This is a genomic window from Mesorhizobium sp. WSM4815 (genome assembly GCF_055811575.1).
The window spans coordinates 311,063-330,806 of the sequence record NZ_JBVVQS010000098.1 but is presented as its reverse complement, the minus strand read 5'-3'; the positions used below and the strand labels follow the sequence as shown (position 1 = coordinate 330,806).

At 62.4% G+C, this 19,744-nt stretch carries 17 protein-coding genes and 1 tRNA gene; 15 read left to right on the top strand and 3 right to left on the bottom strand.

Features of this window, described 5'->3' with window-relative positions; translation table 11 throughout:
- The first annotated feature begins 82 nt into the window (after window positions 1-82).
- Window positions 83-727: a TetR/AcrR family transcriptional regulator gene (locus AC0L2B_RS22750; protein ID WP_473746875.1), complete on the top strand. Its 645-nt coding sequence runs from the start codon at window positions 83-85 to the stop codon at window positions 725-727.
- A gap of 30 nt (window positions 728-757) precedes the next feature.
- Here AC0L2B_RS22750 and ade read toward each other — a convergent pair whose 3' ends face one another.
- Together ade and AC0L2B_RS22740 are read right to left on the bottom strand one after the other, a co-directional pair.
- Complete coding sequence (ade, locus tag AC0L2B_RS22745; protein WP_473746874.1) at window positions 758-2,569, bottom strand: adenine deaminase; 1,812 nt, start codon at window positions 2,567-2,569, stop codon at window positions 758-760.
- A 521-nt stretch (window positions 2,570-3,090) separates the two neighbouring features.
- The gene (locus AC0L2B_RS22740) at window positions 3,091-3,270 is read right to left on the bottom strand and encodes a hypothetical protein (protein WP_128173227.1); all 180 of its coding nucleotides are present in this window, start codon (window positions 3,268-3,270) and stop codon (window positions 3,091-3,093) included.
- A 22-nt stretch (window positions 3,271-3,292) separates the two neighbouring features.
- On the opposite strand from AC0L2B_RS22740, the gene AC0L2B_RS22735 reads away from it, so the two are divergent.
- Together AC0L2B_RS22735 and AC0L2B_RS22730 are read left to right on the top strand one after the other, a co-directional pair.
- Complete coding sequence (locus tag AC0L2B_RS22735; protein WP_473746873.1) at window positions 3,293-3,592, top strand: hypothetical protein; 300 nt, start codon at window positions 3,293-3,295, stop codon at window positions 3,590-3,592.
- A 368-nt stretch (window positions 3,593-3,960) separates the two neighbouring features.
- Window positions 3,961-4,049: transfer RNA gene (locus tag AC0L2B_RS22730), tRNA-Leu, on the top strand.
- 112 nt (window positions 4,050-4,161) lie between these two features.
- Here AC0L2B_RS22730 and AC0L2B_RS22725 read toward each other — a convergent pair.
- The gene (locus tag AC0L2B_RS22725; RefSeq protein ID WP_287057529.1) at window positions 4,162-4,740 is read right to left on the bottom strand and encodes an NUDIX domain-containing protein; all 579 of its coding nucleotides are present in this window, start codon (window positions 4,738-4,740) and stop codon (window positions 4,162-4,164) included.
- Between the two features lie 198 nt (window positions 4,741-4,938).
- On the opposite strand from AC0L2B_RS22725, the gene AC0L2B_RS22720 reads away from it, so the two are divergent.
- From AC0L2B_RS22720 to AC0L2B_RS22665, 12 genes are all read left to right on the top strand, one after another.
- Window positions 4,939-6,042, top strand: coding sequence for an NADH:flavin oxidoreductase/NADH oxidase (locus AC0L2B_RS22720; RefSeq protein ID WP_473519597.1), 1,104 nt, complete (start codon window positions 4,939-4,941; stop codon window positions 6,040-6,042).
- A 101-nt stretch (window positions 6,043-6,143) separates the two neighbouring features.
- A complete protein-coding gene (locus tag AC0L2B_RS22715) occupies window positions 6,144-6,437 on the top strand; it encodes a DUF982 domain-containing protein (RefSeq protein ID WP_473746954.1) in 294 nt (97 codons plus the stop codon).
- Between the two features lie 31 nt (window positions 6,438-6,468).
- Window positions 6,469-6,708 carry a DUF2188 domain-containing protein gene (locus tag AC0L2B_RS22710; RefSeq protein ID WP_023798198.1) on the top strand — a complete coding sequence of 80 codons (240 nt, stop codon included), beginning with the start codon at window positions 6,469-6,471 and terminating at the stop codon, window positions 6,706-6,708.
- A gap of 292 nt (window positions 6,709-7,000) precedes the next feature.
- Window positions 7,001-8,089 carry an ABC transporter ATP-binding protein gene (locus tag AC0L2B_RS22705; RefSeq protein WP_473746872.1) on the top strand — a complete coding sequence of 363 codons (1,089 nt, stop codon included), beginning with the start codon at window positions 7,001-7,003 and terminating at the stop codon, window positions 8,087-8,089.
- A 38-nt stretch (window positions 8,090-8,127) separates the two neighbouring features.
- Entirely contained in the window at window positions 8,128-9,453 is a 1,326-nt protein-coding gene (locus tag AC0L2B_RS22700; RefSeq protein WP_128246597.1) for an ABC transporter substrate-binding protein, read from the top strand.
- A gap of 206 nt (window positions 9,454-9,659) precedes the next feature.
- Window positions 9,660-10,511, top strand: a complete 852-nt coding sequence (locus AC0L2B_RS22695) for a carbohydrate ABC transporter permease (RefSeq protein ID WP_413468443.1) — start codon at window positions 9,660-9,662, stop codon at window positions 10,509-10,511.
- Between the two features lies 1 nt (window position 10,512).
- Window positions 10,513-11,406: a carbohydrate ABC transporter permease gene (locus AC0L2B_RS22690; protein ID WP_091591324.1), complete on the top strand. Its 894-nt coding sequence runs from the start codon at window positions 10,513-10,515 to the stop codon at window positions 11,404-11,406.
- A 273-nt stretch (window positions 11,407-11,679) separates the two neighbouring features.
- Complete coding sequence (locus AC0L2B_RS22685) at window positions 11,680-12,423, top strand: competence/damage-inducible protein A (RefSeq protein ID WP_128182232.1); 744 nt, start codon at window positions 11,680-11,682, stop codon at window positions 12,421-12,423.
- A 217-nt stretch (window positions 12,424-12,640) separates the two neighbouring features.
- On the top strand, window positions 12,641-13,474 hold the full coding sequence (locus tag AC0L2B_RS22680; RefSeq protein ID WP_473746871.1) for a universal stress protein: 834 nt from the start codon (window positions 12,641-12,643) through the stop codon (window positions 13,472-13,474).
- 389 nt (window positions 13,475-13,863) lie between these two features.
- Window positions 13,864-14,364: a xanthine phosphoribosyltransferase gene (gene gpt, locus AC0L2B_RS22675; protein WP_023798205.1), complete on the top strand. Its 501-nt coding sequence runs from the start codon at window positions 13,864-13,866 to the stop codon at window positions 14,362-14,364.
- A gap of 216 nt (window positions 14,365-14,580) precedes the next feature.
- Entirely contained in the window at window positions 14,581-15,069 is a 489-nt protein-coding gene (locus tag AC0L2B_RS22670; protein WP_473746870.1) for an NUDIX hydrolase, read from the top strand.
- A 704-nt stretch (window positions 15,070-15,773) separates the two neighbouring features.
- Complete coding sequence (locus tag AC0L2B_RS22665) at window positions 15,774-19,556, top strand: vitamin B12-dependent ribonucleotide reductase (protein WP_473746869.1); 3,783 nt, start codon at window positions 15,774-15,776, stop codon at window positions 19,554-19,556.
- Window positions 19,557-19,744 lie beyond the last annotated feature (188 nt).

The following is a 19,744-nucleotide window of genomic DNA, read 5'->3' as shown; positions in this document are numbered from 1 at the left end:
GAAACGGTGGGCTAGATATCGCTGACTGACTAGTTAGTCAATGGATGTTTTGGCCAAAATCGTGTGAGCAGTTCAACGAAGGATGTCAGCTATGGAAAAGAAACTCTCTCGAGCAGAACAGAAAGCGAGGCGCCCGCACGAGATCCTCGATGCGGCGTTCGAGGAGTTTGTCGAAAAGGGATACGCAGCCACGCGCGTCGAAGACGTCGCCGCGCGCCTGGGCGTCACAAAAGGCACGGTCTATCTGTATTTTCCGACGAAGGACGCTTTGTTCGAGGCAACGATGGGACATGTCTCGGCGCCGTTCGAAGACGTCAGAGCTTCTATCGATGCGCTGCGAGGCTCTCAATCCGACCGTTTGCGCCAATTGCTTGTCCTGGGATACGACAAGCTCGCCGGCGACAGGAAGACGAGGGAGTTGTTGCGCCTCCAACTGGCTGAGGGATCACGCTTCCCCAACATCATCGACCGGCATTATGGCGCGTTTATCGCACCCCTGCTCGACGCAGTTCGCGCGTTTATCGAGCAAGGCGTGGCTTCGGGCGAGTTTCACCAGAGCGCCGCTGCAAATACGCCGGAAGTGGTGATCAGCTCGGCTGTTCACCTCACGATCTGGAAACTGATCTTCGCCGACAGAAATCCTATCGATGAGGCCGCCTTTATCGAGGCGCATATCGATCTCGTCCTCAACGGCTTGTTGGCACGCCCCCGAATGAGGCGACGGTAAGCTGGCGCTAACGCCTGGGCCGTTCGTGGACTAAACGAACAGGTCGACTTTCTGGAACGTCGTCACATCGATCAGGCCGACATCGGAAATCCTCAGTTCCGGGATGACGACCAGCGCCAGCAGAGAGTGCTGCATATAGGCGTTGTTCAGCGAACAGCCCATCTGGCGCATTGCCTCGGTCAGCTTGTCGGCCTTGGCGGCGACGATTTCGGCGCGCTCGTCCGACATCAGGCCGGCGATCGGCATTTCGACCAGCGCCAGTTCCTTGCCCCTGGAGAACAGCACGACGCCGCCGCCGACCTCGCCCAGCCGGTTGACCGCCAATGCCATGTCCTGCTTGGAGGTGCCGACGACGATGATGTGGTGCGCATCATGCGCCACGCTGGAGGCCATGGCGCAGTCGCTCATATAGCCGAAGCCGGAGACAAAGGCATTGGTGACGCCGCCCGTGCCGCGGTGGCGCTCGACCAGCGCGATCTGGCAGACGTCGTTGCGACGGTCCATGGCGACCAGCCCGTCCTCCACCGGAAGGTCGGCCTCGAGCGCCCGCGTCGGCGCCTGGTTCTCGATCACGCCGATGACCCGCACCCGAATTTCGTTGGCGCCGACAGGCGCCACGATGTCGAAATCCCCCGATTTGAGCTTCTTGCCGAGCTTGACGGTGTTCTTTGCCGTCTTCGGATAGTCATAGGCCGGAATGTCGATGTCGAGCTTGCCGCCCTTGGCCAGCCTGACGCCGCGGCCATAGACCTCGTCGATGGTCATTGCGGCCAGATCGGAGACGATCAGCAGATCGGCGAGCCGACCCGGCGCGATCGACCCCAGCTCGCGCTCCAGCCTGAAATGCTGGGCGGTGTTGAGCGTCGCCATCTGGATCGCGGTCACCGGCTTCACCCCCTGGCCGATGGCGTGGCGGACCACCCGGTCCATATGGCCTTCATGGACGAGCGTCCCGGAATGGCTGTCGTCGGTGCACAGGATGAAGTTGCGCGGATCGAGCCCGCTCTCCGTCACCGCCTTGATCTGCGAGGCGACGTCGTACCATGCCGAGCCCAGCCTCAGCATTGCCTTCATGCCCTGGCGGACGCGAGCGATAGCGTCCTCGGCGCGCGTGCCTTCGTGGTCGTCCTCGGGGCCGCCGGCGACATAGCCGTGGAACGGCAGGCCGAGATCGCGCGAGGCATAATGGCCGCCGACGGTCTTGCCCGCCCTCACCGTCGCGGCGATCTCGCCGGCCATCACCGGATCGTTGGCAGCGACACCGGGAAAGTTCATCACCTCGCCAAGTCCGATGATGTTTTCCCAGCCCATCGCCTCGGTCACATCGGCAACCGTCAGCTCGGCGCCGGCATGCTCCAGCCCAGGTGCGGAAGGCACGCAGGACGGCATCTGCACAAGCACGTTGATCGGCATGGCGACGGCCTCGTCATGCATCAGCCGCACACCCGGCAGGCCGAGCACATTGGCGATCTCGTGCGGGTCGATGAACATCGAGGTGGTGCCATGCGGGATGACCGCGCGGCAAAACTCCGTCACCGTCACCATGCCGCTCTCGACATGCATGTGCGCGTCGCAAAGGCCCGGCACCAGATAGCGCCCGCCGGCGTCGACCACCTTGGTGCCCTGGCCGATGGCGTGACCGGCATTCGGCCCGCAATAGGCGAAACGGCCGCCGGCAATGGCAATGTCGGTGCCGGCGATGATCTCGCCGGAATGCACGTTGATCCAGCGCCCGTTGCGGATGACGAGATCGGCCGGCCTCCTGCCCATCGCGACGTCGACCAGATGCGTCGCCGCCTCGGCCCAGGGTTTTGGTTTCGTCGCACGCGCGGTCTTCGCCATGAGGAGACTCCTGTTTTCCCGACTGTGCCAAGCCGCGCGGATTTTGACCAGCGGGGAACTTGTGGGTCGTGTGCGGCTACGCCTGAAATAAAACCCGCCTCGAATGCGGGTCGTTTGGGCCGCGCCTTATCGTTCCTGCGCTGGTGATTGGCGAAATCCGAAGCGACATCCGATCTCCCCCCTTGCGGGGGAGATGTCCGGCAGGACAGAGGGGGGTGGGGGGATCGTGGCCTATACCAGCTTGGGTTCCTCTCCCCACGAAGCGGTGGGCGAGGCAGCTTAGGCTTAGGTCTTGAGAAGTCGGAGGGACAGCACCCCCCTCTGCCTTGCCAGGCATCTCCCCCGCAAGGGGGGAGATCGACAGCTTCGCCGACGGCGCCTACTCCGGGGCAACGAGAGGTGAAGACCGAGCAGCAGCACACGATGCCATCCACAACAAAATGCCTCAACGGAAGGCGATTCCGTTAGCGGATCTTTCTTTGAATTGACGTTCGGGAGTTTCGATCAGACAAGTCGGGCGCTCAAGTATCGCCCCGCTGTTCCCTGTCGCGGCAGTTGAGAAGCTCGACCAGATCGTCGGCCTCTTCGATCGGCATGTCGATCAACGGGACGCCGACCTCGACAACCGGCAGTCCCGTGAACACATCGATGATGTCCCATGTGCCTTCAGGTGTCTTCTCAGTGTCGTAGCGTTGAGTCATGGGGTGCAGGAGAGATTAGCGGGTGCAGGAGAAGATCAGCGCGTTTTCTCGGTTATCGCTCGTTTGGGCTCCGGGAATGCGAAAACGGTTCCCGCCCGGCCTGATCAAGCGCCTCAAGCAATGGGACAAAGGTGCTGGGCAGTCGTGGGTCGACGGCAAGATTCAGCACGCCGTGCAAGTGCCGGCGATAGTCTTCGGAACGCAGCAATTGCCGTACCGCGTTGGCAACAGACTTCCCTTGTCCTGTGTCAAACTCTGCCATGTCAGGGGTTCCAGTAGCTTTAGCCCGAAACTCAGCCGCTCCGAAATGGTTCCGGGATGATTTTGATCAAGTTTGAATCAGTGGATGGCCCGTCGCTGCTGACCGGCCTGCAGCCGCCAATTCTCCAACGTCTGCGATTGGCCGAAAGCCGCCGCGCCTTCGTCATTCTAGCGACGCGGCGCAGACCCTGGGATCCATTCCGAGACATCCGCCGAAGAATGCAACGGCTCAGAATAAACGCGCTCCGTAGCGATCCTTCGCGCCCCCCTCTGTCCTGCCGGACATCCGGCAGGACAGAGGGGGGCGCCTCGCTCCGCCATCAAAAGGTTCTGCACCGCAGCAGCGCACCAAGTTTGCCCGTGCCAATCCTGCTGAGAAACCTTCGTGACACAGTGCCACGGCTGTGCCAAACAGGGCCAACTGTGCCAGCGAGCGTGGAGAAACTGGTAAACTCAGCAGACTTAAAATCTGCCGCCACTACAATGGCTTACGGGTTCGATCCCCGTCGCTCGCACCACCTCATCTCGGACTTAAAATCCCTCGATCTCTGATCGTACGGGTTCGATTCCCGTCGTCCGCACCAGCAACGCCGGCGCCACTGCGCTGGCGCATCCAGGTTCCGGCTTGGATCACACCCGGATCGGGTTCAGCTTCAGATGCTGGATCAGGATGATAGTCTTGGCGTCGATGATGCTGCCGTCGTGGATGCCGGCCAGCGCCTCGTCGAGCGGCATTTCCAAAACCTCGATGTCTTCGCCTTCGTCCGGCGCGCCGCCGCCGTCGGAGATGCGGTCGGTCGGCGAATAGCGGGCGACGAAAAACCAGAGCCGCTCGGTCACGCTGCCGGGGCTCATGAAGGGCGAAAACAGCCGTTCGACGTCCTTCAGCCTATAGCCGAGTTCCTCTTCCGCCTCCTTGCGGATGCAGGTTTCGGGATCGTGTTCATCGAGCAGGCCGGCGCAGGCCTCGATCAGCGGCTCGCGGTGGCCTGTGGCGTAGGCCGCGTAGCGGAACTGCCGCACCAGCAGAACCGTCGAGCGCTCCGGGTCGTAAGGCAGGATCACCGCACCGTCGCCGCGATCGTAAGTCTGGCGGATCTGCGTCTCCCACTGCCCGTCGCGCCGGCGATAATCGAGGACGGTCTTTTTCAGGACGGCCCAGTCGTCGGAAAGGACTTCCTCCGAACGGATGCGAATGCGGTCTTCCATGGTGAACTCCGTGTTGCCGGCGAGGCGTAGCGGTGATCGGGCCTTCGCGCAATCCCGACAGCAGCTTGGCCGACGGTGCCTGCTGCGGAACGTTTGAGGTGCCCGGCAGGGGCAGACGGGCAGCGCTTCACCGCCTCGTGTATGGCGCAGGCGCAAACCATTGCCTAAATAGCGACAGCCCCTCCCCGGAGTTTCCTGATGACCCCTTCCCTTTTCCAGCCGATCACGCTTGACGGCCTCACCTTTCCCAACCGGATCGCGGTGGCGCCGATGTGCCAGTATTCCGCCGAAGACGGCTCGGCCAGCGACTGGCACCTGTACCACTGGATGAACCTGGCGATGTCCGGCGCCGGCATGGTCACCGTCGAGATGACCGACGTCGAGCGGCGCGGCCGCATCTCGCATGGTTGCCTCGGCCTTTATTCCGACGACAACGAGGCGGCCGCCCGGCGCGCGCTCGATGCGGCCAGGCGCGTCGCCGCTCCCGGCACCAGGTTCGGCACGCAGCTTGCCCATGCCGGCCGCAAGGCCTCCAACCAGAAACCTTGGGAAGGCGGCGGGCCGCTGAACGCCGATCAGGACCCGTGGCCGATCGTGTCGGCCTCGGCCATCGCCTACGACACGGGCTGGCAGGTGCCGCGGGCGCTGGAGGATGAGGAGATCCTGCAGATCATCGAACGCTTCGCCGAGGCGGCAAGGCGGGCCGAACGTGCCGGCTTCGATTTCATCGAATTGCACGCGGCGCACGGCTATCTGATCTTCCAGTTCCTGTCGCCGCTTTCCAACCAGCGCACCGACCGCTGGGGCGGCTCGCTGGAAAACCGCATGCGTTTTGTCGTCGAGATCGCCAAGGCGGTGAGAAAGGCAGTGCCCGGGCTGATGCTCGGGGCGCGTCTGTCGGTCAAGGAATGGGTCGATGGCGGCTTCGACGTCGCCGACGCAATCGAAGTGGCCAAGGCGCTGAAATCAGCTGATGTCGCCTATCTCTGCTGCTCGAGCGGCGGCAATTCGCCCCTGCAGAAGCTGCCGGCAGGTCGCGGCTACCAGGTGCACCTGGCGGAAGCCGTTCGCAACGGCGCCGGCATCCCGACACGGGCCGTCGGCCTGATCGACGATCCGAAGCAGGCCGAGGCGATCGTCGCCGAGGGCCGTGCCGACATGGTGGCCTTGGCCCGCGCCTTCCTCGCCGATCCGCGCTGGGCGTGGCGCGCCGCGGCCACCTTCGGCGAAAAAATCCAGCCGGCGCCGCAGCTTGCCCGCTCGGTGACGACGATGCAGCACTGGATGAAGGCGGCCGGCTGACCGGCCCGATTGCAGGGCCGCCGCCGCAACGACCGTCACCCCGAGACATTTGCGCACGCCAAGGGGCGTGCAACCAAATCAGCGGCTCCGCGTTGGCGGCGATGATGGACAGCAAGCCTTTTGAAAAGCCGGTCGTGCTCGAACTTGGCCGTGTCGGCAAATACCGTGAGATCCGCAGCACCCAGGAAGCTGCGGAGTGCCTGATGACCGTCTGGCCGCTCAATCGTGGCCCTCGGCATCGCGATGCTCTCGACACTTGCCTAAAAGTGCTGGAAGGTTATCGTTCGACAGCGGATGCGCGCCGGGCATTGGTAGAGGCCGCCATGGAATCGGATGTGCTGGTTCCCGAAGAGAGATTGCCCGAAGGCAAACTGCCCGACCGCAAACTGCATTGAGCAACCTGAGCTTTTTCCACTGGAGGATTTCATGGCCAAGCTGACCTACAAGATCGTCGAGCATGACGGGGGCTGGGCCTATAAGGTCGGCGAGACATTTTCGGAGACGTTCCCTACGCACGAGGACGCGTTGCGCGCCGCCGAGATCGCTTCGGCCGAACAGCAGGTCGCCGGCACCACCGACGGCATCCAGTACGAGGACGCCGAAGGCAAATGGCACGACGAGCTCGCCGACGGTCGGGACCGGCCGCAAACCGAAGTTTCCGATTAAGGCTGGTGTCGTTGCTGATGGCTTCTCGCACCTCCGGTTTTAAGAGCTGGGGCTGGGCAAATCATGCTCCTGCTACGACCCTGGATATGGCGAACTCCAATCCCATTGGGGACAAGTACGATCAGGCGCGGCGAAGAAGCGTGCTTGCCACGCAGCCGCTTTACAGGGCAGTCTGGTAGCGCTACCGTTTCATCATCGCGCGTGACCAGGGAGGAGCTTTGGGAACTGCCGCGGCCAGTCAGGAAAGCGGTTTCCTTCGAAGACGTCGCAGGAAGCATTCGGGAGGAAATCGATGGCGTCTGTCGCGATTGGCGATGTCTACAAATCATTCGGAACCGTCGAGATTCTCCACGGTGTCAGCGTCGATATAGAGGATGGCGAGTTCGTCACGCTGGTCGGGCCGTCGGGCTGCGGAAAATCGACCCTTCTCAGGATGATCGCCGGCCTGGAAAAGATTTCGCGCGGCCAGATCGCGATTGGCGAGCGCGTCGTCAACAACGTTGCGCCAAAAGAACGCGACGTCGCCATGGTGTTCCAGAACTACGCGCTCTACCCGCACATGACCGTCGCCGAGAACATGGCGTTCTCGTTGATGCTCAAGGGTGTTGCGAAAGCCGAAAGCGCTGCCAGCGTCAAGCGCGCCGCCGAAATCCTGGGGCTGGTGCCATTGCTGGAGCGCTATCCCAGGCAGCTTTCCGGCGGCCAGCGCCAGCGCGTCGCCATGGGCCGGGCTATCGTGCGCGATCCGGCGGTCTTCCTGTTCGACGAGCCGCTTTCCAATCTCGACGCCAAGCTCAGGGTGCAGATGCGCGCCGAGATCAAGGAACTGCACCAGCGCCTGAAGACCACGACGGTCTATGTCACCCACGACCAGGTCGAGGCCATGACCATGGCCGACAAGATCGTCGTCATGCATGACGGCATCGTCGAGCAGATCGGGCCGCCATTGGAACTCTACGACCGGCCCAACAATCTTTTCGTCGCCAGCTTTATCGGCTCGCCCGCCATGAACATGCTGAGGGGCGAAATCGCGACGGACGGCGGCTCACCGTCTTTTCGCGGCTCCGGCGGGATTTCCCTGCCGCTGGCCGCAGTGCCGTCGACCGGCAGTGGCGAGCAGGTGGTGCTGGGGATACGCCCCGAGCATCTGCGGCTATCCCAGGACGACGGCATTCCAGTCACCGTCGTGGTGGTCGAGCCGACCGGGTCGGAAGTGCAGCTTATCGGCCGGACGGCCGGCGGTGACGAGATCGTCGCCAATTTCCGCGAGCGCCATTCCTTCACGCCGGGCGAGACCGTACGGCTCACGGCCGAGCCGGGCCTCATCCATCTCTTTCATGGCGAAACCGGGCAGCGCTTCGAACTGCGCGCCCGGCAGTAGGAACCATAAGGCAAGACAATAAACAGGAGGAAACGAGCATGAAATTCACCAGACGTGACGTGATCCGCACGACTGCCGGCGTGGCGGCGGGAGCCTTGGGAAGCCGCTTCGTCGGCTCTTCCGCCTTTGCCCAGGAGGGGTTGACTTACAAGCCCGAAGACGGCGCAAAGCTGCGCATGCTGCGCTGGTCGCCGTTCGTTCAGGGCGATGAAGACCAATGGCTGGCCAACACCAAGCGGTTCACCGAGGCGACCGGCGTCGAGGTCCGCGTCGACAAGGAAAGCTGGGAGGACATTCGCCCCAAGGCGGCGGTTGCCGCCAATGTCGGCTCCGGTCCAGATCTGATGCTGGTCTGGTTCGACGACCCGCACCAGTACCCCGACAAGCTGCACGACGTGTCGGAACTGGGTGAGTATCTCGGCACGAAATATGGCGGCTGGCACGACGGACCAAAGCAGTATGCGACGCGGGAGGGAAAATTCCTCGGCCTGCCCCTGGCCACCATCGGCAATGCCATCGTCTATCGGGAAAGCTGGGTGAAGGAGGCCGGCTTCTCGGAGTTTCCGAAGGACACGGCGGGCTTCCTCGAGCTTTGCAAGGCCTTGCAGGCGAAGGGGCATCCGGCCGGCTTCACGCACGGCCATGGCGTCGGCGACGGCAACAACTATGCTCACTGGCTGCTGTGGAGCCATGGCGGCCAGATGGTCGACGAGAGCGGAAAGGTGACGATCAACAGCCCCGAGACGCTCAAGGCGATCGAATACGCGCAGGAACTCTACAAGACCTTCATTCCCGGCACCGAAAGCTGGCTCGACGTGAACAACAACCGCGCCTTCCTGGCCGGCGAACTGGGCGTCATCGCCAACGGCATTTCCGTGTACAACACGGCAAAAACCAACAAGGACAATGATCCGAAACTGGCTGAAATCGCCAAGGACATGCGCACGACCAGCCTGCCGATCGGTCCCGTCGGGAAATCCGTCGAGCTGTTCCAGGTGACCACGGCCGTGATCTTCGACTACACGCCCTACCCCAACGCGGCAAAAGCCTATCTGCAGTTCATGTTCGAGGAACAGCAAATGGCAGAGTGGATCACCTCCTCCGCCGGCTATTGCTGCCAGACACTCAAAGCCTTCGAGAACAATCCTGTGTGGACGGCCGACCCGAACAACGCAGCTTACGCCAAAGCCTCGGCGACGCTGCGACCCAACGGTTATGCCGGGCCGCTCGGCTACGCCTCGGCGGCGACCATGGCCGACTATGTCCTGGTCGACATGTTCGCCAAGGCGGTGACCGGCCAGGCGACGCCGCAGGAGGCGATGGAAGAGGCGGAGAAACGCGCCAACCGCTACTATCGCGTTTGATCACTGCCGATCCGGGCAGCCGCGACCGCGCTGCCCGGTCTGTTTCCCAGAATCGTGTGGCGGCCACTCAGGCCACCATGCCAGCAGAGCTTATGAGGAGCCGTCCCATGGCCGTGTCGTCCGCTGCCGTTCAGCCGCGTCCGTCGATCCTGTCGCGGAGCCTGTCGCTCCTGGCCGACAGCAGGAACGCGCTTGGCTTCGGCTTCATGCTGCCGGCGGCAGCGCTGCTGCTGGTCTTCCTGACCTATCCGCTCGGGCTCGGCATCTGGCTCGGCTTCACAGATGCCCGCATCGGCCGCCCCGGTATCTTCATAGGCATCGAAAACTACCAATATCTGTCGGATGACGCCGTCTTCTGGCTCTCCGTCTTCAACACCTTGCTCTACACGATTAGCGCGTCGATCCTGAAATTCGCGCTCGGCCTCTGGCTTGCGCTTATCCTCAATCAGAACCTTCCCTTCAAATCGTTCTTCCGCGCGATCGTGCTGCTGCCGTGGGTGGTGCCGACGGTGCTGTCGGCAATCGCCTTCTGGTGGATCTATGATTCGCAGTTCTCGATCCTGTCCTGGGCACTTATGGAAATGGGCCTGATCGACCATCGCATCAATTTCCTCGGCGATCCTGTGAACGCGCGCGCTTCGGTCATCGCCGCCAATGTCTGGCGCGGCATTCCGTTCGTGGCGATCACGCTGCTGGCCGGCTTGCAGACGATTCCGCAGTCGCTCTACGAGGCCGCCACGCTCGACGGCGCCAGTCGCTGGCAATTGTTCCGTTTTGTGACGCTGCCGCTGCTGACGCCGATCATCGCCATCACCATGACGTTCTCGGTGCTGTTCACCTTCACCGATTTCCAGCTGATCTATGTGCTGACCCGCGGCGGACCGGTCAATGCCACCCATCTGATGGCGACATTGTCGTTCCAGCGCGGCATTTCGGGAGGCCAGCTTGGCGAGGGCGCCGCCATCGCGGTCGCCATGATACCGTTCCTGCTTGCGGCGATCCTGTTCAGCTATTTCGGCCTGCAACGCCGCAAATGGCAGCAAGGCGGCGGAGACTGACATGGCCACGATCAAAAAAACGAAACGTCCGGAACTCGACGAAGGCGGCATGGGCTACCTTCAGAGCCTGCCGCGGCGCGTGGTGACGGTCTATCTGCCGTTGCTGGTGTTCGTCATCGTGCTGTTGTTCCCGTTCTACTGGATGACGATCACGGCGATCAAACCCAACCTCGAGATGACCGACTACGCCAATTTCAATCCATTATGGGTCGTGCATCCGACCTTCGAGCACATCCGCTATCTCTTGTTCGATACGTCCTATCCGGGCTGGCTGCTCAACACGATCATCATCTCCACCGCCGCCACGTTCCTGTCGCTGCTGGCTGCGGTGTTCGCGGCCTATGCGATCGAACGGCTGCGGTTTTCCGGGGCGCGGCAGGTCGGGCTGGCGATCTTCCTCGCCTATCTCGTGCCGCCGTCGATCCTGTTCATCCCGCTGTCGGTGATGGTGTTCAACCTTGGGCTTTACGACACCCCGTTCGCGCTCATCCTCACCTACCCGACCTTCCTGGTGCCTTTCTGCACCTGGCTGCTGATGGGTTACTTCCGTTCGATCCCGTTCGAACTGGAGGAATGCGCGCTCATCGACGGGGCGAGCCGCTGGCAGATCCTCATGAAGATCGTGCTGCCGCTGTCGGTGCCCGGCCTGATTTCGGCCGGCATCTTCGCATTCACCCTGTCATGGAACGAATTCATCTATGCGCTGACGTTCATCCAGTCGTCCGAAAACAAGACTGTGCCGGTCGGGGTGCTGACGGAGCTTGTCCGCTCCGACGTCTATGAATGGGGAGCGCTGATGGCCGGAGCCCTGATCGGCTCGCTGCCGGTGGTGGTGCTCTATTCGTTCTTCGTCGAGCACTACGTTTCCTCGATGACCGGAGCGGTGAAGGAATAGCGCCCTGCGGGGCGCCTTCTTCCTTCTCCCCCTTGTGGGAGAAGGTGGCCTCGCGAAGCGAGGTCGGATGAGGGGTGTTCCAGCTTGGCACCAACAGCACTTCGTCCAACACCCCTCAACCGTCTTGGCGCTGCGCGCCAATCCACCTTCTCCCACAAGGGGAGAAGGAAGAAGAGGCCCATTGCCGCCAACCATCCACCGCGTTATCTCAGGCGACCCTGTCTGCCTCGGGCGACCTGCCTGCCTAACGCGACCTTCTGCCGGAGCCTCCCTATGCCCGAAATCGTCACCGCTGCCATGCTCGTCATCGGCGACGAGATTCTGTCCGGTCGCACCAAGGACAAGAATATCGGCCACCTCGCCGATATCATGACGGCGATCGGCATCGACCTGAAGGAGGTGCGCATCGTGGCCGACGAGGAAGACGAGATCGTCGCCGCAGTGAACGCCCTGCGTGCTCGCTATACCTATGTCTTCACCACCGGCGGCATCGGCCCGACGCATGACGACATCACCGCGGATGCCATTGCCAAGGCCTTCGGCGTGCCCTGCGACTACGACGCCAAAGCCTATGCCATGCTGGAAGCGAGCTACGCGGCGCGCGGCATCGAATACACCGAGGCGCGCAAGCGCATGGCGCGGATGCCGCGCGGTGCCGACCATATCGACAATCCGGTGTCGATCGCGCCGGGCTTTCGCATCGGCAACGTCCATGTCATGGCCGGCGTGCCGGCGATATTTCAGGCGATGCTCGACAATGTCGTGCCGACGCTAAAGGCCGGCACCAAAATGCTGTCGGCCACGGTGCACTGTCCGTTCGGCGAAGGCCTGGTCGGCGGACCGCTGGGCGACATCCAGAAGGCGCACCCGGACACGATCATCGGCTCCTATCCAAAATATGGCGACGGCAAGTTCTGGACCGAGCTGGTCGTCCGTGCCCGCAGCCAGCAAGCGCTGGACGCCGCCCGCGCCGATGTCGAAGCGATGGTCGCAGGCCTCACCAGCGCAGCCAGCTGATCTAAAGCGCGTCGCGTCTGAGACGATCCATGCGACGCGCTTTAGGTTTCTTGTCTTTATGCACGGCGCGATCCCAAATCCGCTGCGCACCCTCGTGCCCAAAAGTATGCTTTTGGGCGACATGCATTAGCCCGTATCCGGGTTAGCAGGAACCAAGCATAGTGCTGTAACGTTTCATGCGGGCGAGTTTCGCTCGCCCGCAAATTGAGGGGTTACCATGCAATTCAAGACCATCGTCGCCATACTGCAGAACGAACAGGACGCGGAGCGCGTGCTCGAATGCGCCATTCCGCTTGCCGACAAGTTCGAGAGCCATCTCATCGGCATTCATGCCGAAGCGCTTCCCGTCCCCTACACCTCGGCCACAGGCTTTCCCGACACCGAGTTCCTGCAGGTTTCGGCCGACATGAACAAGGAGCGCGCTGAGAAATTGCGGGCGGTTTTCCTCCGGCATGTCGAGGAGTCCGGCCTGTCCTTCGAGTGGCGCAGCCTTGAGAGCTTTTCCGGAGACAGCGCGCTGACCGGCATCCCAACCGTTCGCACCGCGGACCTGATCATCGCCGCGCAGCGCGAGACGGGCGGCGATCCGAGTGCCGACGTCGACACGCTGGTCTATGACGCCGGCCGGCCGGTGCTGGTCGTGCCGCATTCGGGACCGCTCGTCACCAGCTTCAAGCATGTGCTGCTCGCCTGGAACGGCAGCAAGGAAGCGGCGCGCGCCGCCTTCGACGCCCTGCCCTTCATCATCGAGGCCGAAAAAACCGATATTGTCGTCATCGACCCGCCGGATACGCTCGACGAGGCCCCGGAGGCGGCCGGCGCCGAAATCGCCGCCGCCCTGTCCAGGCATGGCGCCACGGTCAGCGTCTCGGTGCTGCAATCGGCCGGCCACTCGGTCGACGACGTGATCCAGACCAGGGTTGCCGAAACCGGAGCCGACCTGCTCGTGCTCGGCGCCTACAGCCATTCCTGGCTGCGCCAGCTTCTGTTCGGCGGCGTCACGCGCACGGTGCTGCGCACCCTGCCGGTGGCAGCTTTCCTGTCGCGGTAGGTCCGCAAGGATCGCTTGCAGGGCAATCCTTCAGTGTTGCGCCGCCCCTCATTGCAATGCCCGAGCATTTCTCCCCGTATAGTGACGGGGAGAAAGACGCCTTCCAAGGGATTTCGCCAATCTCCAGCGTTGCAGAATGGGTGCCAAGGTTGCGGCCAGCTTCTTTCTCCCCGTGAACGGGGAGAAATGCCCGGCAGGGCAATGAGGGGCGGCGTCAACATCCAGGACTGGTCACACCGACATGAGCCGAAGGCCCTCTTTTGTCTGAAGCCCTGCCGCCGCCCCGTTCTTGCATCGCCCCTTGCCAAAGCCAAGGCTTTCCAGTTATCCCCGCGCGCATTCCTTCAGGTGTTTGCGCGCATTTTCGCGCGCAGCGGAGTGCGCGAAAAATGTCCCTTCCCGAAAAGGCCTTTCCCGTCTCCTGGGATCAGTTCCACCGCGACGCGCGTGCGCTCGCCTGGCGGCTTGCCGGCGCCAACAAAGGCCAATGGAAGGCGATCGTCTGCATCACCCGCGGCGGCCTGGTACCGGCCGCCATCATCTCGCGTGAACTCGGCATCCGGGTCATCGAGACGGTTTGCGTCGCCTCCTATCACGACTATGCCAGCCAGGGGCAGTTGCAGGTGCTGAAGGAGGTCACGCCGGCACTGCTCGCCGATGACGGCGCCGGCGTATTGATTATCGACGACCTCACCGACACCGGCAAGACCGCGGGCATCGTCCGCGCCATGATGCCCAAGGCGCATTTCGCCACCGTCTACGCCAAGCCGAAAGGCAGGCCGCTGGTCGACACCTTCGTCACCGAGGTCAGCCAGGACACCTGGATCTATTTTCCGTGGGACATGGGCTTCACCTACCAGAAGCCGATCGCCGACGACCACGCCGGCTGATTCGCGGCAGCTGCTCTTTCCCCTCCCGGAACATACCGGCGCGGCCTTCTTGCCGGCGCACTTCTTGAAAGAGTGCAGCGGCGCACGATATTCCTGAATCGACGTCTCGTGTGTGGTTAATTCGTGCGTATGAGGTTTTTTACATTTATTGCTTATGATTAGCCGTAAGATTCACGAGACGGCAAGTGATTCTGGAGGCTGGGGCAAGCTTCTCCGATGTTGACGAGGCCAGTAACGCACAACCATTTGGCCGAAAGGGTCCAGCGGCTCTTCGGCGCAGCGCCGTGCCGTCTGCAGGTTGCAGCGTTGCCCTGGCGCGATACCGGCCATGGCGTCGAGATCATGCTGATCACCAGCCGCGATACCGGTCGCTGGGTGCTTCCCAAGGGCTGGCCCGAGGCCAAGGAACTGCTTTGCGAAGCGGCGGCGCGCGAGGCCGGCGAGGAAGCCGGGCTGCGCGGCACGGTCTCCCACCACGAAGCCGGCCGCTACTTCTATGCCAAGGCTTTGGCTTCCGGCGAGGAAGTGCCTTGTGAAGTCCTGGTGTTTCCGCTGCGGGTCGACAAGATCGCCGACCGGTGGAAGGAAAAGCGCTCGCGCACCCGCAAATGGGTCAGCCCAGCCGAGGCCGCGCGCATGGTCAACGAGCCGGACCTTGGCCAGATCATCGCCTATTTCTGTGCCGACCCGCACCAGTTCTCCTGAGCAAGCATAGCGGCCAAAGCCGCGCACCTGCCGCGCATCACCGGCGATGTTCTTGGCAAAGTGAATCGATTTGGCCACTCCAGCTTTGGGCATGCGCTGTCGGGCTGGCGGCCTGCACGTGGTAAGAATCGAAAATCCTGCGGCCACTTCTATCCCCGTTATCCACATATGTGACACACAAGATGTTGGGGTCACAAAAGCTACGCAAACGAATCCTTGACGGCGCAAAACGAGTCGCCTTTTATAGGCCATGCGCTCCTGTTGAGAGCGCGACCGGAAAGTTTTGAGCCCGGTCTTTTTTCCCGGATTATGTGCGTTTGGCCGCATTTCCGCCCTGGCTACGGGGTCGGCGGAAGCGTCGGGATTTTGGGGTTTTTTGGGGACGAAAGGGAAAAATGTCGGACTGGAATAAATTGTCTGTTAATACTATATTTAGTGTTTGCAGGTAGGTTCGACGCTAGATAATGTGAAGTTCCCTCGATTGAGGGAGTTGCAAAAAAGTTTCAGTCTTGAGGGACCCGCAGGGTCCGTCGGCGCGTTGGACGGCTACTTCGCAAGGAGTTCGACCAGCAGGGCGGGCGGAGCCTCGTGAAAAGGAGCCGGCCGTTTTCGAACGCCGGCAGACGGCGGACATGCGCGTTTCGCGATGGGGGCAGAAATCCCCTGGGAAAGGCGCTATATCTAGACACAAAGGGATAGGACCAATGCGCATCGAGCGTCGTTTCACCAAGCAAGGGCTAGCAGGTCAAGAACGGGCGGCTTATGCGGAGATCGAATTCCGCAAGGCGCTTTCGGAGATCAAGAATCCGGATGGCTCGGTGGTGTTCCGCTTGGACAATATCGATGTGCCGGCGCAGTTCAGCCAGGTTGCCGCCGACATCCTGGCGCAGAAGTATTTCCGCAAGGCCGGCGTGCCGGCACGGCTGAAGAAGGTCGAGGAGAACGACGTTCCCTCCTTCCTGTGGCGCTCCGTCGCCGACGAGGTCGAGTTGGCAAAGCTGCCGGAGGCCGAGCGCTACGGCTCCGAGATCGACGCCCGCCAGGTCTTCGACCGCCTCGCCGGCACCTGGACCTATTGGGGCTGGAAGGGCGGCTACTTCAAGTCGGAGGACGACGCGCGCGCCTTCCGCGACGAGCTCGCCTATATGCTGGCCACCCAGCGCGTTGCGCCGAACTCGCCGCAATGGTTCAACACCGGCCTGCACTGGGCCTACGGCATCGACGGCCCGAGCCAGGGCCATTTCTATGTCGACCCGTTCACCGGCAAGCTGACCAAGTCGAAATCTTCCTACGAACATCCGCAGCCGCATGCGTGCTTCATCCAGGGCGTGCAGGACGATCTCGTCAACGAAGGCGGCATCATGGATTTGTGGGTGCGTGAAGCGCGGCTGTTCAAATACGGCTCCGGCACCGGCTCCAACTTCTCGTTCCTGCGCGGCGAAGGCGAAAAACTGTCCGGCGGCGGCCGCTCGTCCGGCCTGATGAGCTTCCTCAAGATCGGCGACCGCGCGGCGGGCGCCATCAAGTCGGGCGGCACGACGCGCCGCGCTGCAAAGATGGTCATCGTCGACGCCGACCATCCCGATATCGAGGAATTCATCGACTGGAAGGTCAATGAGGAGCAGAAGGTCGCCTCGCTGGTCACCGGCTCGAAGATCGTCAAGAAGCACCTCGAAGCGATCATGAAGGCCTGCATCAACTGCGAAGGCCAGGACGACGATTGCTTCGACCCGGCGATCAACACCGCGCTGAAGCGTGAGATCAAGCTGGCCAAGAAGGACGGGGTGCCGGAGAACTACATCTACCGCGTCATCCAGTTCGCCAGGCAGGGCTACACCTCGATGTCGTTCAAGACCTACGACACCGACTGGGATTCGGACGCCTACCTCACCGTTTCGGGCCAGAACTCCAACAATTCGGTCTCGCTGAAGGACGATTTCCTGCGCGCCGTGGAGCAGGACGGCGACTGGCACCTCACCGCCCGCAAGGACGGCAAGGTGCTGAAGACGCTGAAGGCCAGGGATCTGTGGGAAAAAATCGGCTATGCCGCCTGGGCGTCGGCCGATCCGGGCCTGCACTTCAACACGACGATGAACGACTGGCACACCTGCGCCGCGGCCGGTGCGATCCGGGCGTCCAACCCGTGCTCGGAATACATGTTCCTCGACGACACCGCCTGCAACCTGGCCTCGATCAACCTGCTGCCCTATCGCAACGCCGACGGCACCATCGACATCGCTGCCTACGAGCACACGGTTCGGCTGTGGACCATGGTGCTGGAAATTTCCGTGATGATGGCGCAGTTCCCGTCGAAGGAGATCGCCAAGCTCTCCTACGAATACCGCACGCTCGGCCTCGGCTACGCCAATATTGGCGGCCTGCTGATGACCTCGGGCATTCCCTATGATTCCGACGAAGGCCGCGCCATCTGCGCAGCGCTCACCGCAATCATGACCGGCACGGCCTATGCCACCTCGGCCGAAATGGCCGCCGAGCTCGGCGCCTTCCCCGATTACGACCGCAACGCCCAGAACATGCTGCGTGTCATGCGCAACCATCGCCGTGCCGCCTATGGCGACAAGGACGGCTACGAGAAACTGGCCGTCAACCCGGTGCCGCTGGTCGCCTCCGACCTGAAGCAGCCGGAGCTTGCCGCCCATGCCAAGGCTGCCTGGGACCGCGCCATCGAGCTCGGCGAGGAGCATGGCTACCGCAATGCGCAGGCGACCGTGATCGCGCCGACCGGCACGATCGGCCTGGTCATGGATTGCGACACCACCGGCATCGAGCCCGATTTCGCACTCGTGAAATTCAAGAAGCTGGCCGGCGGCGGCTATTTCAAGATCATCAACCGCGCCGTCCCTGAAGCGCTGCGCACGCTCGGCTATTCGGAAAGCCAGATCGCCGAGATCGAGGCCTATGCGGTCGGCCACGGCAACCTCAACCAGGCGCCTGCCATCAACCCCGGCTCGCTTAGGGCAAAGGGTTTTACCGACGACAAGATCGCAGCACTTAACGCCGCGTTGAAGTCGGCCTTCGACATCAAGTTCGTCTTCAACCAGTGGACGCTGGGTGCCGACTGGGTGAAGGAGACGTTTGGCTTCACCGACGAGCAGCTCAACGATTTCTCGTTCGAGATGCTGCCGGCGCTCGGCTTCTCGAAGAAGGACATCGAGGCCGCCAACATCCATGTCTGCGGTGCGATGACCCTCGAGGGAGCACCATTTCTGAAAGACCAGCATCTGCCGGTGTTCGACTGCGCCAGCCCGTGCGGCAAGATCGGCAAGCGTTCACTGTCGATCAACAGCCACATCCAGATGATGGCGGCAGCCCAGCCCTTCATCTCCGGCGCCATTTCCAAGACCATCAACATGCCGAACGACGCGACGGTGGAAGACGCCAAGGGCGCCTACATGCTGTCATGGAAGCTGGCGCTGAAGGCCAACGCGCTCTATCGCGACGGCTCGAAACTCTCGCAGCCGCTCAACGCCTCGCTGCTTGCCGACGTCGAAGACGACGAGGACGATGCCGTCGAGCAGCTGATCGCCGCACCTGCTTCACAGCGCGCCGTGCAGGTGACCGAAAAGATCGTCGAACGCGTCGTCGAACGCCTCTATCGCGACCGCGAAAAGCTGCCGAACCGCCGCAAGGGCTATACCCAGAAAGCGGTCGTCGGCGGCCACAAGGTCTATCTGCGCACCGGCGAATTCGACGACGGTCGTCTTGGCGAGATCTTCATCGACATGCACAAGGAAGGTGCGGCCTTCCGGGCGATGATGAACAATTTTGCCATCGCCATCTCGCTCGGCCTGCAATATGGCGTGCCGCTCGAGGAATATGTCGAAGCCTTCACCTTCACCAAGTTCGAGCCGGCCGGCATGGTGCAGGGCAACGACGCGATCAAGAACGCCACGTCGATCCTCGACTACGTGTTCCGCGAGCTTGCCGTGTCCTATCTTGCCCGCCACGACCTCGCCCATGTCGACCAGTCGGATTTCGACAAGACCGCACTCGGCCGCGGCATCAACGAGGGCAAGGCGACACCGTTCTCGAAGGGCCTGACCCGCGGCGTCTCGCCGGTCAAGCTGGTATCGGGCATGGGTGCCGACCCCAAGGGGTTCGGCGGTTCAAGTCCCTCTCCCGCCCCCACTCGCTCGGCGCCGACCGCGTTCTCAGGCTCCAACGTGCTGGCGCTGAAGCCGGCCAGCGACGAAGCGATCGCCTATAAGCGAGACTACGAGGAGCGGGCGAAGGAACTGGTCGAGGATATCGTCTACGAGGAGGCAACCGACCCGACTGGGCTGTTCACCGACGATGCCGCAAAAGAAGCGGCCGAGGCCAAGGCGCTTGCCGCCACAAGGCGTCAGCAATCCCTGATGCAGGGCTACACTGGCAACGAATGCTCCGAATGCCACAATTTCACGATGGTGCGGAACGGCACGTGCGAGAAGTGCGACACCTGTGGCTCGACGAGCGGGTGCAGTTGAGGAAAATCTGCATCGCTAAAACGCAACATGGTCGGCCCGGTCGCAAGATCGGGCCGAAATGCTTCAAGCGCCGTGATCAGGCGCAGCTCTACCTTCTCCCCTTGTGGGAGAAGGTGGCCTCGCGAAGCGAGGTCGGATGAGGGGTGCTCCAGCTTGGCACGGACGGCATTTCGTCCAACACCCCTCAA

Excerpts from the sequence above, each read along its gene's own strand:
- ade (WP_473746874.1), bottom strand. The coding sequence starts at position 2,569 with ATGGCGAAGACCGCGCGTGCGACGAAACCAAAACCCTGGGCCGAGGCG.
- AC0L2B_RS22705 (WP_473746872.1), top strand. The coding sequence starts at position 7,001 with ATGGCGTCTGTCGCGATTGGCGATGTCTACAAATCATTCGGAACCGTC.
- gpt (WP_023798205.1), top strand. The coding sequence starts at position 13,864 with ATGTCCCTTCCCGAAAAGGCCTTTCCCGTCTCCTGGGATCAGTTCCAC.
- AC0L2B_RS22715 (WP_473746954.1), top strand. The coding sequence starts at position 6,144 with ATGATGGACAGCAAGCCTTTTGAAAAGCCGGTCGTGCTCGAACTTGGC.
- AC0L2B_RS22720 (WP_473519597.1), top strand. The coding sequence starts at position 4,939 with ATGACCCCTTCCCTTTTCCAGCCGATCACGCTTGACGGCCTCACCTTT.
- AC0L2B_RS22665 (WP_473746869.1), top strand. The coding sequence starts at position 15,774 with ATGCGCATCGAGCGTCGTTTCACCAAGCAAGGGCTAGCAGGTCAAGAA.
- AC0L2B_RS22700 (WP_128246597.1), top strand. The coding sequence starts at position 8,128 with ATGAAATTCACCAGACGTGACGTGATCCGCACGACTGCCGGCGTGGCG.
- AC0L2B_RS22750 (WP_473746875.1), top strand. The coding sequence starts at position 83 with ATGTCAGCTATGGAAAAGAAACTCTCTCGAGCAGAACAGAAAGCGAGG.
- AC0L2B_RS22695 (WP_413468443.1), top strand. The coding sequence starts at position 9,660 with ATGCTGCCGGCGGCAGCGCTGCTGCTGGTCTTCCTGACCTATCCGCTC.
- AC0L2B_RS22680 (WP_473746871.1), top strand. The coding sequence starts at position 12,641 with ATGCAATTCAAGACCATCGTCGCCATACTGCAGAACGAACAGGACGCG.
- AC0L2B_RS22710 (WP_023798198.1), top strand. The coding sequence starts at position 6,469 with ATGGCCAAGCTGACCTACAAGATCGTCGAGCATGACGGGGGCTGGGCC.
- AC0L2B_RS22690 (WP_091591324.1), top strand. The coding sequence starts at position 10,513 with ATGGCCACGATCAAAAAAACGAAACGTCCGGAACTCGACGAAGGCGGC.
- AC0L2B_RS22670 (WP_473746870.1), top strand. The coding sequence starts at position 14,581 with ATGTTGACGAGGCCAGTAACGCACAACCATTTGGCCGAAAGGGTCCAG.
- AC0L2B_RS22725 (WP_287057529.1), bottom strand. The coding sequence starts at position 4,740 with ATGGAAGACCGCATTCGCATCCGTTCGGAGGAAGTCCTTTCCGACGAC.
- AC0L2B_RS22740 (WP_128173227.1), bottom strand. The coding sequence starts at position 3,270 with ATGACTCAACGCTACGACACTGAGAAGACACCTGAAGGCACATGGGAC.
- AC0L2B_RS22685 (WP_128182232.1), top strand. The coding sequence starts at position 11,680 with ATGCCCGAAATCGTCACCGCTGCCATGCTCGTCATCGGCGACGAGATT.